Origin of the sequence: Phaeobacter sp. G2 (assembly GCA_025163595.1) — a bacterium.
Taxonomy (GTDB): domain Bacteria; phylum Pseudomonadota; class Alphaproteobacteria; order Rhodobacterales; family Rhodobacteraceae; genus Pseudophaeobacter.
This window is the reverse complement of record CP104100.1, coordinates 2,368,303-2,385,320: the sequence shown is the minus strand read 5'-3', so window position 1 is coordinate 2,385,320 and position 17,018 is coordinate 2,368,303. Positions and strand designations below refer to the sequence as shown.

Genomic DNA, 17,018 nt, shown 5'->3' with positions numbered 1-17,018 from the left:
GTTAAATCTCCTGCGGTTCTGCGTCTTTTGGTATACGGGACAAGGAAAGCCGGAACACGGTGCGTCCCGGCACCGAGTCAACTGAGATCCAGCCATTGTGTTCAGCGATGATCTTGCTCACCAAGGCGAGCCCCAGTCCGGTGCCGTTCTCACGTCCCGACACAAAGGGATCAAAGACATCCTCGCGGATGGCTTCTGGCAGGCCGGGGCCGTCATCTATCACTTCGATCTGCAAAGGCAGCAGCTTGCCGGTGCCATCGCTGCGGCGCATTCTGAAGGAATGCTCATAATAGCTGCGAATGCGAATGGTGCCGCCGCTGGGGCCTGCCGCCTCTGAAGCGTTTTTCAGCAGGTTCAGCACCACCTGCAGCAACTGATCCGCGTCGCCCCAGGCCAGGGGCAGCGATGGATCATAGTCTTCGGTAATCGTCATATTGGCGCCAAACCCCAGCAGGGCCGACCGCCGCGCCCGGTCAAGAACATCATGGAGATTGACCGGCTTGAACTGTGGCTCGCTTAGATTTCCAAACTGTTCCACCTGGTCCAAAAGTTTAACGATACGGCGACTCTCGCTGACAATTAGATCTGTAAGTTCAACATCTTCCCCGGTGAGGTTCATGCTCAGCAACTGCGCTGCACCGGTGATGCCCGCAAGGGGGTTTTTAATTTCATGGGCCAGCATTTCCGCCATGCCGATGGCAGATTGGGCCGCTGATTTTGCAGAATGGTTCTGCGTCATTCGTGCCGCCAGCTCCCGCGGGGAGAGCAGCAACAGCATCTCTCCCGGCCGTCCCTGCACCGGGGCAATCTGCACCCCGCATTGCAACGGTGCCCGGCTGCGTGATCCCACATCGATGTCATTGACGAACAACGGCGTTCCCTGGGTCCGGGCACGTTCAAACGAGGCTTCAATGGGGGCATCTATGGCGATCTGATCCCAGACAGGCTGGTTCAGCAACCCCCGGCGTGAGGTGTTCAAAAACCCCTCAGCGGCAGAGTTTGCATCCAGAATGCAGTTATTCCCCCCGATCAAAAAAGCGGGAACTGGTAGTGAGGCCCAAAGTGCGGTGTCCGAAATCATGCTGCTCCCTCTCGTTGAGGCTGGGACAAGGCATCCGGCAACAGGCGCAGGACCTCTGCCGGATCTTTTTCAATCAAGACCGCGCGCCGCAGGGGCGCCGGTGTCTGGGCCAGATCCATGTACCAGCCCAAGTGTTTGCGCGCGACGCGTAGCCCCAGGTCACGGCCATAGAAAGACAACATCGACTCGTAATGCGCTGAAACCATTTGAATAAATTCATATCCTTCAGGAACCTGCGGCGCCGCGCTGCCCCACAGATCACTGGCAACCTGGGCCAAAAGCCAGGGCTTGCCCTGGATACCGCGCCCGATCATCACCCCATCAGCACCGGACCGTTGCAAGGCTTCGGTCGCGGTCTGACTATCGACAATATCGCCATTGGCCAGCACAGGCAGGGTCACCGCATCCTTAACCGCGCGAATGGCGGCCCAGTCGGCGCGACCTTTGTAAAACTGGCAGCGGGTGCGCCCATGGATGGTGACCATCTGAATCCCGGCCTGTTCGGCGCGGGCAGCAACGGAGGCCGCATTCAGGCAATTGTCATCCCATCCCAGGCGCGTCTTCAGGGTGACGGGAATATCCACCGCCTCTACCACCGCCTCAATCAGAGACAGCGCGTGATCCGGCGTTTTCAGCAAGGCAGAGCCCGAATAGCCGCTGGTCACCTTTTTGGCCGGACAGCCCATGTTGATATCAATCATCCGCGCGCCGCGATCTGCCACCTGGCGGGCAGCTTCTGCCATCCAGCTGGCTTCACGCCCCGCCAGTTGCACCGAGGTATTCTCCACATCGGCGCTCAGTTCAGCGCGCTCGCGCACACCGGGCTTGGACTGTACCATTTCCTGGCTGGCAACCATCTCGCTGACCATCAACCCGACACCAAAAGAACGCACCAGATCGCGGAACGGGCGATCGGTGATTCCAGCCATAGGGGCCAGCGCAATAGGGGGAGTCAAAGAGGTGGTTCCGAGGGTGAAGGACAATTGCCTAATCCTTGTGCGAGTGAGTGTTTTGTAGCCGAAGCCCTCGGTATTGGACAATGAATCCGCCCCCTGCAAGGGCACAACTCCTACCGCATGCCTAAATTTTAAGCAGTTCACCACAGGTGATTGCCTCTGGAACTGGCAGAACCTAAACATCCAACAGCACAGATCGCGGGCCGACCAACGTCCAAAGGCACCGGATTTGGCTAAAGCGGAGCAGAAGAAAGAGGGTTTGATGACCACTGCAGCCTTGATCGTCGCAGCAGGACGCGGCACCCGGGCCGGTGGCGGCCTGCCTAAACAATGGCGCCCCCTCAAAGGCAAACGGGTCATCGACTGGACCCTGCAAGCCTTTCGCGACTCCGGGATCACCCCCATCGTCCTGGTGCTCTCTCCCGAGGACCGCGGCGCCTGGGACAGCTTTGCCGCTGACAGCGACGTTGTTTTGACAGCAGGTGGCGCCGAGCGGTCCATCTCGGTGCAAAACGGGCTGATTGCGCTGCGCGATCTCAATCGCTCGCAGGCAGGATCGGCGCATAATCTGCCAATCTCCAAAGTCTTGATCCATGATGCTGCCCGCCCCTGCATCAGCCAGGCGCTGATCGCCTCAATCATCGAAGCCCTGGACCACGGTGCCGCCGCTGCCCCCGCTGTTGCGGTTACAGATGCGCTGTGGACTGGCGCCGGGGGGCAGGTTACCGGAACACAGGACCGCAGCGGGCTGTTTGCGGCGCAGACCCCGCAGGGGTTCCAGCTGGACGCGATCCTTGCAGCCCATGCCAGCCATCCCGGCGGTGCCGCCGACGATGTCGAGGTGGCCCGCGCCGCCGGACTGGAGGTTGCAATCATCGCCGGGGAGCCGGACAATATAAAAATCACCCGGCCCGAGGATTTTGCCCGCGCCGCCATAATACTAGAAACGGAAGACAAAATGGATATCAGACCCGATATCAGCCTCGATGTCAGACTGGGAAATGGCTACGATGTACATCGCTTTGGCCCCGGTGACAGCGTCATCCTCTGCGGTGTTGAAATTCCCCACGACCGCCGCCTGCAGGGCCATTCTGATGCGGATGTGGGCATGCATGCGGTGACGGATGCGATCTATGGTGCTTTGGCACAGGGCGACATCGGCCAGCATTTCCCGCCCTCGGATCCCCAATGGAAAGGCGCCGCAAGCGAGATCTTTCTACGCCATGCCGCCGATCTGGCGCGCGACATGGGGTTTCAGATCTCCAATGTGGATTGCACCCTGGTCTGTGAATACCCAAAGATCGGCCCCCATGCGCCCCAGATGCGCAGTGTAATGGCCGAAATCCTGGGGATTGATCCAACCCGCGTGTCGATCAAGGCCACCACCTCCGAGCGCCTGGGCTTTACCGGACGTAGCGAAGGCATTGCCTCTCTTGCCACTGCCGCACTGGTGAAACCATGACACTGGCCTCTATAATCGCAACCGTTGGCGGCATTGGCTACCTGCGCCCCGCCCCCGGCACCTGGGGGTCACTGACAGCCCTGCCCCTGGCCTATGGCCTGCACCAGTTGGGCGGCTTTCCTCTGCTGGCTGCTGCCACCCTCATTTGTACCGTGATTGGCATCTGGGCCACGGCTGAGATGACAAAGGGGCAAAGCAACCACGACCCCTCTGAAATTGTGATTGACGAGGTTGCCGGGCAATGGCTGGCGATCTGGGCGATTTCCTACCCAGCCTGGGCCCATGATATCTCGATCACCGCACTTTGGCCCGGTTGGGTCACTGCCTTTGTTCTGTTCCGCCTGTTCGACATTTGGAAACCCGGCCCCGTGGGCTGGGCAGATCGCAAAGAAGGCCCTGTTGGGGTGATGATGGATGACATCATTGCCGGGTTCCTCGCCGCCCTTGGGGTGATCGCCCTTGCCGGGTTCAGCCACGGGGTGTTGGGATTATGAGCCAATCCCCTGCCGCAGTTCCAGATCCGGCAGCCGCAAGCGCCCATCCCGATGTTGCCGGGCTGATCGGTCTGGCCGCACGACTGGGCCTCACCGTGGCAACCGCCGAAAGCTGCACCGGCGGCATGGTGGCGGCGGCGCTAACGGATGTCCCGGGCTCCTCTGCCGTGTTGGATCGCGGCTTTGTCACCTATTCCAACCGCGCCAAGCAAGAGATGCTGGGGGTGAGTGAGGCAACTCTGGCGGCTTTTGGCGCCGTCAGTGAAGACGTGGCGCAGGAGATGTGCGAGGGCGCGCTGCGCCGTGCTGGCGTGGATCTGGCGGTCTCGATCACCGGCATTGCCGGTCCCGGCGGCTCCGAACACAAGCCCGAGGGGCGTGTTTGCTTTGGCCTCGCCAGAACCGGCCAGCCCGCCATGGTGGAGACCATCGATTTTGGCGCCTTGGGGCGCGAAACTGTGCGGGCAAAAAGCTGCGCCCATGCGCTGTTGCTGCTTGAGAAGGCAGCTTTGCAAGTTGAGCGCGATTTAAGCAAGACCCCTTAAGTTTCGCACTTTTTTTAGTCACTTTCAAAAAAGCCCATGATTTTGGCGCTTTTGACCTAGGTGATGCTTTTTTCCCCACTCCAGATCGGGTCTGTGAGCCACCAACCACGCAAGCGGGATGGAAGGACGACCCCATGAATGGAGCTGATACAGCTTGGATCATTGTAGCAACGGCCCTGGTGCTGTTTATGACGTTGCCGGGGCTTGCCCTGTTTTATGGCGGTTTGGTGCGTGCACGAAATGTGCTCAGCGTCTTTATGCAATGCTACGCCATTGCCTGTTTGATGAGCATTCTCTGGCTCGCCTTTGGCTACACAATTGCCTTTGGCCCCGGAGAAAGCGGCTACTGGGGCGGCTTGGACAAAATGTTCCTCAATGGCGTCACCGCAGAGAGCCTCAGCGGCACCCTGCCCGAGGTTCTGTTCTTTGCCTTCCAGATGACCTTTGCCATCATCACCCCGGCCCTGATTGTGGGCGCCTATGTGGAACGGGTTGGCTTTGCCTTTGTGCTGAGCTTTTCGGGGCTGTGGATGCTCCTGTGCTACGCGCCGGTGGTGCATTGGATCTGGGGCGGCGGCATCATGGCGGATGGCGGCATCTTTGGTGAGGTCGGCGTCAAGGATTTTGCCGGCGGTATCGTGGTGCACGAAACCGCCGGTCTGGCGGCCCTGATCATCGCGATCTTCCTCGGGCCACGGAAAAACCGCACCACCCCGCCCCATAACCCCGGCTATGTGGTCATTGGCGCCGCGATGCTCTGGGTTGGCTGGTTTGGCTTTAATGGTGGCTCGCAGCTGGCCGCGGATGGCGGTGCTGCCATGGCCATCACCGTCACCCATATTTCTGCGGCTGCAGCCTCGCTGACCTGGGCGCTGTGGGAAAAGATCAAATACGGCAAGGCCTCGGTTGTGGGTCTGGTGACAGGCACCATTGCAGGCCTCGCCTCGATCACCCCCGCCAGCGGCTTTGTTGGCCCGATTGAAGCGCTGATTATTGGCGGTATCGCAGGTATTCTCTGTCAAGAGCTGGTGAACCTGGTGCGCAACAAGCTGCAGATTGACGACACGCTGGATGTCTTTGCGGTTCACGGCGTTGGCGGCATCTTTGGCACTATCATGATCGCGGCCTTTGGCCATGGGGCCTGGATCGCGCAGCTTGGCGCGCTGGCCGTGGTGGGTGTCTTTACCACCGTTGTCACCATTGCCCTGATCAAGATCGTCGGCGCCTTCACATCTTTGCGCGTTGACGTTGAAACCGAAACAAACGGGCTAGATATTACAGTACACGGTGAACGCGCCTACGACATGACCAGCTAACGCCTGTGTCGCCCCGCTCGGGGCGTGCGCGCCAAAATGCCACCACTCATACGGCATGGATGCAACACCGTGCATCATACGGGCTTCCCACATTTTGGGAGGCCCGTTTTTGATTGCCCAGGCGGCCTTAGAAAAACCGGCTGAGATCCGCTGCAGATCCTGCCCCCTGAAGCACAGACCACAGCTCGGCGCTGCGCTGCGCCCCCAACAAGGCCGAAGCCTTGGCCAGCAGCCGGGCTTCGCGCATCTCATAGGCGACTGGCGCCTGCAGGTCGTGGCTGGCCTGAAGACGTTTGCCATCGCGCCGCACCAGCGTCACATGCGCCGCTGTCTCGGCGAGGCTGTCATCCGCCTGCACATGGATCTGATCGCGCAGGGCAACCAGCCGTGGATCCCGGCACAGCTCCGCGCTGTAACTGTCCAGCCGTGCGGTGTCTTTGCCAAGCGCCTGCAAGGCCAGCACCGTCCGGTAAGAAAACTTTGCCCCCAGGCCTGTGTCCGGCGCAGGCTGGTTGCACACGGTCATCCAGCGCGGATGGGTGTGCACCGTCAGGCTGGCGATCTCAGGCGCCGCCAGATCCAGGCTGCGGGCGGCCTCCAGCGCCGCATGAAGCCCGTGACAACAGGCGTGGAATTTATGGCTGATCTCTTCAAACAGCCAGTTCTGCCCCAGATCCTGCAGCGCCGCATCCAGGTTGCCCTCACCGTGATGGGTTGCCCCAAACCCCAAGGCCCCCTCCAAGGCGCCCGGGTTTGCCTCAAACCCTGCGTCGATCAACTGGGCGACTTCGACCCCGGCGGTGGCGGCCAACCCGGCATTATAGGGTTTCCCCATGGTGCCAAACTGTGCCTTCAGCCCCGCCGCGCGGGTGGCGCAAAGCCCCAGCGCCATTTCCATCTGGTCGGCGCGCAGCCCCAATAGCCGCCCTGCGGCCGCCGTAGCGCCAAATGCACCAGCCGTGGCCGTCTGATGGTAGCCATTTTGGTAATGCGCACGTCCCAACCACAGCCCCACCCGGATAGACAGCTCCATGCCAAACAGCGCTGCTTCAATCACCTGTTCTAGGGGTTTGTCCTGACCTTCACCCACCGCAAAGGCTGCGGAAAACACCGCCACTGAGGGGTGGCCGATATGGGCAAAATGGGTGTCGTCATAGTCCAGCGCGTGGGAGATGGTGCCATTGGCCAGCGCTGCCATCCGCGCGGGCACCTGGGAGCTGCCAAACAGGGTGGCCTGCGGCGCGCCTGCTTCGGACAGGGCCTGATCGCGCAGCAGCCGCGACACTGGTTCCTCGGTTCCGGCAATGCCACAGGCCAGCCAGTCCAGCGCCGAGAGCCGCGCCATCTGGCGGGCCAACCCGGTGGGCTGTAGGTCTGAAGTGGCAAACTCAGCCAGCTGGCCAGTCAAGGTCGTATTCATCGCTTAGGCTTCCTGTGTTCAGGGCAGCCTAGCCATATAGCTCAGCCGCGCGGCGCTCAAATGCCTTCACAATACGCTGCATCGCTTCGTTGAAGACAACCCCGATGATGCCCTGCAACACCGCATTTTTGAACTCAAAATCAACAAAGAAGGTCACATCACAGGTGCCATCCTCGCGCGCAGCAAAGCTCCAGTTTGATTTCATGTAGCGAAAGGGGCCGTCCAGATACTCGGTATCGATCTTCATATCATCGGCAAACAGCGTCACCCGGCTGCCAAAACGTTCGCGGAACACCTTGAAAGAGATCACCAGATCCGCCTCCATCACCTCAGCCGGGCCCTGTTGCTTGCGGCTGCGAATGCGCGCGGCGGCGCACCAGGGCAGGAACTTTGGATATTGTGCCACATCCGCCACAAGCCCGTACATCTGCTGTGCGGTATAGGGCATCTGGCGGTTTTCTGAGTGAACTGGCATGGGCGACATCAATTTTCTTGCTATGATCGTGTCGCGTCATGTCCTATGAACGCGCGGAAATTTCAAGGGGTCAGCCATGCCACAGCGTCCATATGTCATCGATGTGATGATTTCAGCCAAAACTATCGCAGCCCGCATCGAGGAGCTGTGTGACGAAATCACCCAGGAATTTGGCGACACGGACAAGCTGGTTGTTGTTGGCCTGCTGCGCGGCAGCTTTGTGTTTATTGCCGATCTGGTGCGCGAGTTGGACCTGCCGATAGAGGTCGATTTCCTCGAGGCGTCTTCCTATGGGGACGGCATGGAGAGCAGTCGGGAAGTACGCATTCTCAAAGACTTGCGCGGCGCTATTGAAGGGCGCGACGTGCTGGTGGTGGAAGATATCGTTGATACCGGCCACACCCTGAACCATGTCACGCACCTGCTGGCGAGCCGCAAACCGGCACGGCTGAAATCCATTGCCCTGCTGGACAAGCCGTCGCGCCGCGAGGTGGATTTCCGCTCGGATTGGATTGGCTTTGAAATTCCCGATGAATTTGTTGTGGGCTATGGCATCGACTTTGCACAGCGCAATCGAAACCTGCCCTATATCGGCAAGGTGCGTTTCACCGACGAGAGCTGACTTTCACAGGCGCCACACTGAAAAAGGGACAGAGCCATGACAGAATTCTGTGGAGGCTGCTTGTGTGGCGAGGTCCGGATTACCGCCACAGGCCAGCCTTACCGGGTGGGGCTTTGTCACTGTATGGACTGCCGCAAACACCACGGGGCGCTGTTTCACGCCTCCGCCATCTTCCCACAAGATGCAGTGACCATCACCGGCACACCCCACAGCTATGCGGGGCGTTTCTTTTGCCCAAAATGTGGCTCTTCGGTATTTTCCCGCAGCGAGGATGAGATCGAAGTTCACCTCGGGATTCTGGACCAGCCAAACCAGCTTTCCCCGACATATGAGCTGTGGTGCATCCGCCGCGAATCCTGGCTGCCTGATTTTTCAAACAGCAAGCAATACCCGCAAGACAGGGAAAGTGACCACCGGAGCGAAAACAGCTGCGAGGGGGAGAAGTGACAGGCATCACATCTTTGCAGCGCTCCGCCAGATGTGATGCCTGTCGCCTGGAAAGTCGTGACTAGGCCAAGCCGAGCTTGGCATTACGCGCGGCGCGCAGGCGGGCAAAATCATCGCCCGCGTGATAAGAAGACCGCGTCAGCGGCGTCGCCGATACCATATGGAACCCCTTGCCATAGGCGGCTTTCTCGTAGGATTTGAACTCATCAGGCGTTACAAAACGATCCACTGCGTGGTGTTTTGGTGTTGGCTGCAGGTACTGGCCAATAGTGAGAAAATCAATATCGGCGGCCCGCATGTCGTCCATCACCTGACGCACAGCTTGTTCATCCTCGCCCAGTCCAACCATGATGCCCGATTTGGTGAACATCGACGGATCCAGCTCTTTCACCCGCTGCAACAGGCGCAGAGAGTGGAAATAGCGCGCGCCGGGGCGCACCTCGGGGTAGAGGCCAGGCACCGTTTCCAGGTTGTGGTTGAACACATCGGGACGCGCCTCGATGATCTGCTCAATCACCGCCATGTCACATTTGATGAAATCCGGCGTCAGGATCTCGATGGTGGTTGAGGGGCTGCGGTGGCGTACAGCGCGGATGGTCTGGGCAAAATGCTCTGCCCCGCCATCCGTGATATCGTCGCGATCCACCGAGGTGATGACCACGTGGTTCAAACCCAGTTTCTGCACCGCATGGGCCACGCGGCCCGGCTCAAACGCGTCCAGATCTTCGGGGGGTTTGCCGGTGGCAATATTGCAGAAGGTACAGGCACGGGTGCAAACCTCGCCCATGATCATCATGGTGGCGTGACCCTGGCTCCAGCATTCGCCGACATTTGGGCAGCCGGCCTCTTCGCAGACCGTAACCAGCCCGTTTTCGCGCATGATCTTATGGGTTTCCGCATAGCCCTTGCCGCCGGGGGCTTTGACCCGGATCCAGCTGGGTTTCTTTGGCTGGGCATTATCCGGGCGATTTGCCTTTTCGGGATGCCGTTGCTCGGGAATTTTGAGATCACGCATGGTGGGTCCGCTTCTGGCCTGTGTTCCTAGGTGACTTAGCACGTTCATTCCTTGGCGTCACCGCGACAATGAAATATCGGCAATGCAAGTGATGCATAGCACCACCGTCTAGCGATATTTTGCTAACATTATTTGGTTCAAAAACCCTTTCACAATTTTGCGACCCTGGCGCTGCAAAAGCGGCAAAAATTTAGACATTTGCGCTTATTTTCAACGCAGTCGGTCTCCTTTGCATGACTGTTTTACGACAGCGGCCAGAGATGGTTGCACTGAATTTAGAACTATTATAAACGCCTGCCAAACTGGTTCATCATCAACGGAGTTGTAATATGAAATCTGGCGTAAAACTGCCCGACGTGACCTTCAAAACCCGCGTACGCGACGAAGCTGTAGGCGGTCCCAACCCGTTCCGCTGGGAAGACAAAACCACCGCGGATTACTTTGCAGGCAAGCGGGTTGTGCTGTTCTCCCTGCCCGGCGCCTTTACGCCCACATGCTCCACCTACCAGCTGCCCGGCTTTGAAAAAGGTTTTGCCGATTTTCAGGCCGAAGGCATCGATGCCATCTACTGCATGTCGGTCAACGACAGCTTTGTGATGAACAAATGGGCCGAATCGCAAAACCTGGAAAACGTAAATGTCATCCCTGATGGCTCTGGTGAGTTCACCCGCAAAATGGGCATGCTCGTCGCCAAGGACAACCTGGGCTTTGGCGCCCGCTCCTGGCGTTATGCGGCCATCGTCAACGATGGCGTTGTCGAGGCCTGGTTCGAAGAGCCTGGCCTGTGCGACAACCACGGCGAAGACCCCTATGGCGTCTCCTCCCCAGAAAACCTGATGAAGCACCTGCAGGCGGCAAAAGAAACTGCGGCGGCCTAAGCCACCCGGTTCTGCAATACCTGTTTAAGGCTCGGGCTCGCCAGTGGCGGGTCCGTAGTCTTTTTGCGCTTGCTGCAAAATGGCCTGACCCGTCTGCCGCGCCACTTGGGCCAGATCCTGAAACCATACTGATTCTGCGGTACTGGCGCGGCGGATCAAGCCAATCCTGCGCTTTGGTTGCGGCGCGCCAAAGCGTTGAACACACAGCCCCTGTGCCGCGTTACATTCTGCAGCCAATGCAAGCTCGGGCATCAAGGTCAGGCCAAAACCAGCGGCAACCAGGCGGGACAGAGTCGCCAGCGACCCTGCCCCCATGTTGATCCCCGAGGCAGAGCGGGCAACGCCACAGACCTCCAGCGCCTGATCCGTCAGGCAATGGCCATCCTCAAGCAGCATCAACTGGTTGGCCTTCAGATCCGAGGGTTCAACCCTTGGGTGCCCGGCATTGACCTGCGCCAGACGATTGGCCGAGCCTGCCAGCAAAAAGTGATCTTCGAACAGCTCTTCCTCTACCAGTCCCGCGCCACCACTGGGCAAGGCCATAATGGCCACATCCAATGCGCCATTATGCAAGGCCTCCAACAGGCGCTCAGTTCTGGCCTCACGCACCTGAATATTTAGGTGCAGATCATGGGCCCGCAGATCAGCCAGAAACCCGGGAAGCAAATAGGGCGCTATGGTAGGAATCACCCCCAAGGACAGGCTGCGACGCCCGCTGCTTTGATCCTGTGCCAGACGTTCAAGCCGACCAGCAGACAGCAGGATTTCGTCACTTTGCGCCAGCACCTCGCGCCCCAAAGGCGTCAGCACCACATCCCGCGCTCGACGTTCGACCAGAATCCCCCCCATCAAGTCTTCCAAGGCTTTGATCTGTACAGACAAAGCAGGCTGAGACACATGGCAGGCCTGGGCGGCGCGGCCAAAATTGCGATGCTCACACAGCGCCTTGAAATAACCAAGTTGTCGAAGGGTAAATCTCATAGGAGCACCCTATCAAATACGCCACTCGCGACAATAACTGATTATCGCAGAAGGTAGCAAATACCTGCCAAATTTGCACCTTCCGCATTGCCGCGCCCGGTTCGTCCAGCTGCGCCGTAACGGCCCAAGCCCCGCCCGATCAGCCAATCAGCTGATTACCATGGGAGTCACCGAGGCGCTCGTCCGTTTCATCGTAGAAGGCTTTTAACTGCGCCAGGGCAATCCGCAGGACGATTTTTCCAGACCGTGCCGACCATCCCAGATGGCGCTCAGCCGCTTCCAGCCCCTCCAGGTGACAACAGCACCGCAGCGCAATATCATTCAGACCGGACCCCATGGCCGCCATGGCTGCTGCGGCCCGCTTTTTGGCAGCCTTAGAGGCAGCGCTCCGCTTTGGCGGCTTGGATCTCCCACATCCCTCTGACGCGGCAAAATAGGCCCTGCTCTGCGCCAGATGATCGCCGACCTGGGCCAATTCAAAATCCTCCCGCAGGCGTTTTCCCGCATCGACCAGCTCACGCGGCAAAAACGGTTCGCCGCTTTTGTCCTGCAAGCGCGCCAGCATATCCAGCGGCGTTTCCCCCAGCCCATAGCGCGTGCGACGTTCTTTGGGTCTGTCGCCCCGCCCCGGCAGAAACCTGTGCTGGGTTTCGCTGAACCCCTGCTCAAGATTGGCCCGCGCCCGGTTCTCGCGGTCTGCCATTAAGCGACTGTACACCGTGCGCCCCATTGGGGTGATATGATAGCGGCGCAGGCGGCCAGGCCGGGTGCAACTGATCCACCCTAAAAGCGCCATGTTCCCCGCCAGCCCCTGTTCCACCGCAAGCTTGCTCATGGCACTGTCACCTTCGCGCACGACAACGGCCTTTTCCATGCCGTCCGCCACGGCCAAAATCGCGCCACTTTGACAGAGCCGCGCCAAGACTTCCAAAGCGGCGGTTCTGAGCGTCGCGGAATCAGCAAAATGTTGGAATTTTGGCGCCGCCAGCCGATCAAAATGAGCCGCCGCCAATTCACCCAATGCGCAGTCAATCAAAGGATCATCGCGGCGGTTCTCGACCCGGCGTATCTGACGCAACACGGTCGACGGATGGCATTTAAGCTCCCTGGCCAACTGACGGATCGAACAGCCGCCTTCGGTGTGGTCCAGATATCTCTGCACCTCAGGGGGGACCCATTCTGGGAGTGATTGTGCTGACTGTCTTTGCATGAATACTGATCTCCGGTCGTCAGTCAGGCAAATAGTCCACATTCCGCCCCCAAGGTTCCCCACAGAGACAGAGAGTTTACCCGATTGATTTTGAACAGAACTTCGAGTTATCCATCATTGTTTCCAAAAACTCATCAATCAACAAACAATAGACCGCGCGGTAAACCTCTCCCTGCGGCAACACCCGCATTGGTTGTGTTACGATTCCGATCACTCGCACAGCAAAAGGGACATCAAAATGCAGGACCTTCTGAGCCGCCTAAAAACTCTTCATCGCCCCAGGCTTCTGGTTAGAACCGCCCGTATTGGCGCCAGCAGCTATAGCCGGGAGCGGGATTTGCGCCGAATTCTTGGCACTGAAAAACCAGCAAGACCCGCAGCCGCGCTCATGCGCTTATTGGACCTTGAACATGAGGTGAATCAACAGCGCCTGAGTGGGGATGCAGGCTATGCCATCACCCGACATGTGGAAGTGCTGATCGCCATGCTTGGGGAATCCGCCTATCTTTCCCCGCCGAACTCTCAGGACAGGCCCGACGAAGCGACCGCCCAAAACACTCCCCCAGTGCCAAACGAAAACAGGCAGCGGCAATTATAGCCACTGCCTGAAACACTCTCGCCTTATGCGGGAAAAAATTGCCCCGCCTGGGCACCATCAAATCTACATGAAAGCGTCCGGCGACTCTGCTTTTTTCTCAGCAACAAAGGCCTCCAATGCCTCTCTGATTGCCGGATCCAGCGCCGGAGCCTGGTAGTTTGACAGAAGATAATCCACCCGGCTTGTGGCCAGGGAATAGGTATCGCGCGCGCCCTCTTCTTCCCAGGTTTCAAAGGGTTTGTAGTCCAGCAGATCAGACTTCCAGAAAGCGGTTTTGAAGTTCGCCTGGGTATGCGCACAGCCCAGGTAGTGGCCGCCGGGGCCAACTTCGCGGATCGCATCCATCGCCTGATCGTCTTCGGAAACTGGCACACCTTTGGCAAGCCCATGCAAAGTGCCCAGTTGATCGGCATCCATGACAAACTTTTCAAAGTCAGCCACCAGCCCACCTTCGAGCCAGCCACAAGAGTGCAGCATGAAGTTCACACCTGACAACAGCCCCATGTTGAGCGAGTTTGCGGTCTCATAGGCGGCCTGCGCGTCGGGCAGTTTGGAGCCGCAGAAGGACCCGGCAGAGCGGAACGGCAGGTTCAAACGGCGTGCCAGCTGACCGGCGCCATAGGTGACAAGCGAGGCCTCGGGCGTGCCAAAGGTTGGCGCACCAGAGTTCATGTCGATCGAGGAAACAAAGGCGCCAAAGATTGCCGGCGCACCGGGACGGACCAGCTGGCTATAGGCAACACCGGCCATGACCTCGGCCAGAACCTGCGTCAGGGTGCCTGCCACAGAAACTGGCGCCATGGCACCGCCGACGATAAAGGGAGAGATGATGCAGGCCTGGTTATTAGCGGCATAGACCTCCAGCGAGCCCATCATTACATCGTCAAATGTCATCGGCGAGTTGATATTGGTCAGCGAGGTCATCACAGTGTTGTTCTGTACGAACTCCTTGCCGAACAGAATCCCGCACATATCAACCGAATCCTGTGCCCGGCTTGGCTCGGTCACCGAGCCCATAAAGGGTTTGTCGGACAGGGTCATATGGGCCAGCAGCATGTCCAGGTGACGTTTGTTCACCGGGATGTCCGTGGGTTCACAAACGGTCCCGCCCGAATGGTGCAACCACTTGGACATATAGGCGAGTTTCACGAACTTGTTGAAATCTTCCATGGTCGCATAACGACGGCCACCTTTGGCATCGCGCACAAATGGGGGGCCATAAACCGGGGCCAGAACCATGTTGTTGCCGCCAATGACCACAGATTTTTCCGGGTTGCGGGCGTGCTGTGTGAACTCGGCAGGGGCTGTGGCGCAGAGTTTGCGGGCCAGGCCACGGGGGATGCGCACCCGTTCGCCCTGAACGTCAGCACCAGCATCGCGCCAACGCTGCAGCGCTGCCGGATTGTCCACAAAGTTTACGCCAACCTCTTCGAGGATGATATCCGCATTGGCTTCAATGGTTTCCAGCGCCTCTTGGGTCAGAACCTCGAAGTTGGGGATATTGCGCTGGATGTACTTTGCGGTTTCAATCTTGATGCTGGTACGTTCTGCGCGGCGGGCGGCGCCGCCGCCACCTCTGCTCCGACGACGTGGTGCTTCTTCAGCCATGGTCAGCCCTCTTGAAGGAATTTCATTGAAAGACATTTAGCCCGCCACGTGCCGCCACCGCCGAAGGATAACGGCCTATCCGGTTGGAAAGCGACATCTAACGAGCATTTTTCACCTTAACCCCGCCGACTTCCCCCCATCGACGTGCGTGACGATGCCCCAGGGGGCGGGCAAGATTGGCAAAGTTTTTCACTTCCCAGCCTCTCGTGGCATAACTGTGCTCTTGCCAGACAGAGACGCAGGGCCTATGAGCCAAACATGAGCCAGACATCCCATGACCGCCTTCTTATCATAGACTTTGGCAGCCAGGTTACGCAGCTTATTGCGCGCCGCCTGCGTGAGCTGAATGTCTATTGCGAAATTCACCCCTACCAGAACGTCACAATGGATTTTGTGCGCCAATTGGCGCCCAAGGCCGTGATCTTTTCCGGTGGCCCAGACAGCGTGACCCGCGAGGGTAGCCCCCGCGTGCCGCAAGAGATCTTTGAAATCGGTGTGCCGATTCTCGGGATCTGCTATGGCCAGCAAGTGATGATGCATCAGCTCGGGGGCATGGTCGAAAGCGGCCATGGCACCGCCGAGTTTGGCCGCGCCTATGTAAAGCCCACCATTGCCTCACCGGCGCTGCTGGAAGGCTGGTTTCAGGACGACGCAGACCGCGAGCAGGTCTGGATGTCCCATGGTGACCATGTAAGCAAACTAGCGCCAGGGTTTGAGGTCTACGGCACCTCGCCCAATGCGCCCTTTGCCATCACCGCGGATATCAGCCGCAATTTCTACGCTGTGCAGTTCCACCCCGAAGTGCACCACACCCCCAATGGCGCCAAGCTTTATGAAAACTTTGTGCGACTCGCGGGCTTTAGCGGCGACTGGACCATGGGCCTGTACCGCGAGCAGGCAATTGCCGCGATCCGCGAACAGGTTGGCGACAAAAAGGTGATCTGCGGTCTGTCCGGCGGCGTTGACAGCTCGGTTACCGCCGTTTTGCTGCACGAAGCCATTGGCGATCAGCTGACTTGCGTCTTTGTTGACCACGGGCTGTTGCGCAAGGGGGAGGCCGATGAGGTCGTCTCCATGTTCCGCGACAACTACAACATGCAGTTCATCCACGCAGACGAGCAGGACCTGTTCCTGGGCGAGCTGGAAGGCCAATCTGACCCCGAGACCAAGCGCAAGATCATCGGCAAGCTGTTCATTGATGTGTTCCAGAAACACGCCAATACCATTGAGGGCGCCGAGTTCCTGGCACAGGGGACGCTTTACCCTGATGTCATTGAATCCGTTAGCTTCTCTGGTGGTCCTTCGGTCACCATCAAAAGCCACCACAACGTTGGCGGGCTGCCGGAAAAGATGGGCCTGAAACTGGTTGAGCCGCTGCGCGAATTGTTCAAGGATGAAGTTCGCGCATTGGGCCGTGAACTGGGTCTGCCTGCCAGCTTTATTGGCCGTCACCCCTTCCCCGGACCCGGTCTTGCCATCCGCTGCCCCGGCGAGATCACCCGCGAAAAGCTGGAAATCCTGCGCGAAGCCGATGCCGTCTATATCGACCAAATCCGCAAACATGGTCTCTATGATGAGATCTGGCAGGCCTTTGTCGCCATTCTGCCAGTGCGCACCGTGGGGGTGATGGGCGATGGGCGGACCTATGATTTTGCCTGTGCCCTGCGCGCAGTCACATCCGTTGATGGCATGACGGCGGATTATTATCCGTTCAGCCATGAATTCCTCGGCGAGACCGCGACGCGGATCATCAACGAGGTAAAAGGCATCAACCGCTGTACCTATGACATCACCTCGAAACCTCCGGGCACCATCGAGTGGGAATAAGCCTCCCTTCCCTATGACAAGTGATCCGCCCCGGCCCCCGTGCCGGGGCTTTCTTTTGCACTCTCTCGTTTCGCCGCCCATTG

Annotated in this window: 17 protein-coding genes; 9 read left to right on the top strand and 8 right to left on the bottom strand. The window is 58.9% G+C overall.

What is annotated here, in order from left to right; all coding sequences use genetic code 11:
• Window position 1: 1 nt before the first annotated feature.
• Entirely contained in the window at window positions 2–1,081 is a 1,080-nt protein-coding gene (locus tag N1037_11385; protein ID UWS77894.1) for an ATP-binding protein, read from the bottom strand.
• Window positions 1,078–2,064 (bottom strand): tRNA dihydrouridine synthase DusB, encoded by a 987-nt coding sequence (gene dusB, locus N1037_11380; GenBank protein ID UWS77893.1) that lies wholly within the window; start codon window positions 2,062–2,064, stop codon window positions 1,078–1,080. The genes N1037_11385 and dusB overlap by 4 nt, the downstream gene beginning before the upstream one ends.
• Before the next feature lie 235 nt (window positions 2,065–2,299).
• On the opposite strand from dusB, the gene ispF reads away from it, so the two are divergent.
• The 4 genes from ispF (at window position 2,300) to N1037_11360 (ending at window position 5,854) form a co-directional block, all read left to right on the top strand.
• Window positions 2,300–3,499 (top strand): 2-C-methyl-D-erythritol 2,4-cyclodiphosphate synthase, encoded by a 1,200-nt coding sequence (ispF, locus tag N1037_11375; protein UWS77892.1) that lies wholly within the window; start codon window positions 2,300–2,302, stop codon window positions 3,497–3,499.
• Window positions 3,496–3,993, top strand: a complete 498-nt coding sequence (locus N1037_11370; protein ID UWS77891.1) for a phosphatidylglycerophosphatase A — start codon at window positions 3,496–3,498, stop codon at window positions 3,991–3,993. Before ispF ends, N1037_11370 begins: the two co-directional genes overlap by 4 nt.
• Before the next feature lie 125 nt (window positions 3,994–4,118).
• A complete protein-coding gene (locus tag N1037_11365; GenBank protein UWS81354.1) occupies window positions 4,119–4,538 on the top strand; it encodes a CinA family protein in 420 nt (139 codons plus the stop codon).
• A 134-nt stretch (window positions 4,539–4,672) separates the two neighbouring features.
• Window positions 4,673–5,854: an ammonium transporter gene (locus tag N1037_11360; GenBank protein ID UWS77890.1), complete on the top strand. Its 1,182-nt coding sequence runs from the start codon at window positions 4,673–4,675 to the stop codon at window positions 5,852–5,854.
• Window positions 5,855–5,981: 127 nt separating this feature from the next.
• Here N1037_11360 and N1037_11355 read toward each other — a convergent pair whose 3' ends face one another.
• Together N1037_11355 and N1037_11350 are read right to left on the bottom strand one after the other, a co-directional pair.
• Window positions 5,982–7,274, bottom strand: a complete 1,293-nt coding sequence (locus tag N1037_11355) for an MmgE/PrpD family protein (GenBank protein ID UWS77889.1) — start codon at window positions 7,272–7,274, stop codon at window positions 5,982–5,984.
• Window positions 7,275–7,302: 28 nt separating this feature from the next.
• Window positions 7,303–7,749, bottom strand: a complete 447-nt coding sequence (locus N1037_11350; GenBank protein UWS77888.1) for a type II toxin-antitoxin system RatA family toxin — start codon at window positions 7,747–7,749, stop codon at window positions 7,303–7,305.
• A 76-nt stretch (window positions 7,750–7,825) separates the two neighbouring features.
• On the opposite strand from N1037_11350, the gene hpt reads away from it, so the two are divergent.
• Both hpt and N1037_11340 read left to right on the top strand, forming a co-directional pair.
• Window positions 7,826–8,371 carry a hypoxanthine phosphoribosyltransferase gene (gene hpt, locus N1037_11345; protein ID UWS77887.1) on the top strand — a complete coding sequence of 182 codons (546 nt, stop codon included), beginning with the start codon at window positions 7,826–7,828 and terminating at the stop codon, window positions 8,369–8,371.
• A gap of 36 nt (window positions 8,372–8,407) precedes the next feature.
• Window positions 8,408–8,818, top strand: coding sequence for a GFA family protein (locus N1037_11340; protein ID UWS77886.1), 411 nt, complete (start codon window positions 8,408–8,410; stop codon window positions 8,816–8,818).
• A gap of 61 nt (window positions 8,819–8,879) precedes the next feature.
• On the opposite strand, the gene lipA is transcribed toward N1037_11340, so the two are convergent.
• On the bottom strand, window positions 8,880–9,833 hold the full coding sequence (gene lipA, locus N1037_11335; protein ID UWS77885.1) for a lipoyl synthase: 954 nt from the start codon (window positions 9,831–9,833) through the stop codon (window positions 8,880–8,882).
• A gap of 329 nt (window positions 9,834–10,162) precedes the next feature.
• Between lipA and N1037_11330 the strand changes: the two genes are divergently transcribed.
• Window positions 10,163–10,711, top strand: coding sequence for a peroxiredoxin (locus tag N1037_11330; protein UWS77884.1), 549 nt, complete (start codon window positions 10,163–10,165; stop codon window positions 10,709–10,711).
• A gap of 24 nt (window positions 10,712–10,735) precedes the next feature.
• Here the strand turns inward: N1037_11330 and N1037_11325 are convergent, their stop codons facing one another.
• Complete coding sequence (locus N1037_11325) at window positions 10,736–11,692, bottom strand: LysR substrate-binding domain-containing protein (GenBank protein UWS77883.1); 957 nt, start codon at window positions 11,690–11,692, stop codon at window positions 10,736–10,738.
• A gap of 139 nt (window positions 11,693–11,831) precedes the next feature.
• The gene (locus N1037_11320; GenBank protein UWS77882.1) at window positions 11,832–12,902 is read right to left on the bottom strand and encodes a helix-turn-helix domain-containing protein; all 1,071 of its coding nucleotides are present in this window, start codon (window positions 12,900–12,902) and stop codon (window positions 11,832–11,834) included.
• Between the two features lie 238 nt (window positions 12,903–13,140).
• Here N1037_11320 and N1037_11315 point away from each other — a divergent pair, with 238 nt between their 5' ends.
• Window positions 13,141–13,500 carry a DUF6477 family protein gene (locus tag N1037_11315; protein ID UWS77881.1) on the top strand — a complete coding sequence of 120 codons (360 nt, stop codon included), beginning with the start codon at window positions 13,141–13,143 and terminating at the stop codon, window positions 13,498–13,500.
• A 63-nt stretch (window positions 13,501–13,563) separates the two neighbouring features.
• On the opposite strand, the gene N1037_11310 is transcribed toward N1037_11315, so the two are convergent.
• The gene (locus N1037_11310) at window positions 13,564–15,108 is read right to left on the bottom strand and encodes a trimethylamine methyltransferase family protein (GenBank protein UWS77880.1); all 1,545 of its coding nucleotides are present in this window, start codon (window positions 15,106–15,108) and stop codon (window positions 13,564–13,566) included.
• Window positions 15,109–15,366: 258 nt separating this feature from the next.
• Between N1037_11310 and guaA the strand changes: the two genes are divergently transcribed.
• Entirely contained in the window at window positions 15,367–16,935 is a 1,569-nt protein-coding gene (guaA, locus tag N1037_11305) for a glutamine-hydrolyzing GMP synthase (GenBank protein ID UWS77879.1), read from the top strand.
• Window positions 16,936–17,018: the final 83 nt, after the last annotated feature.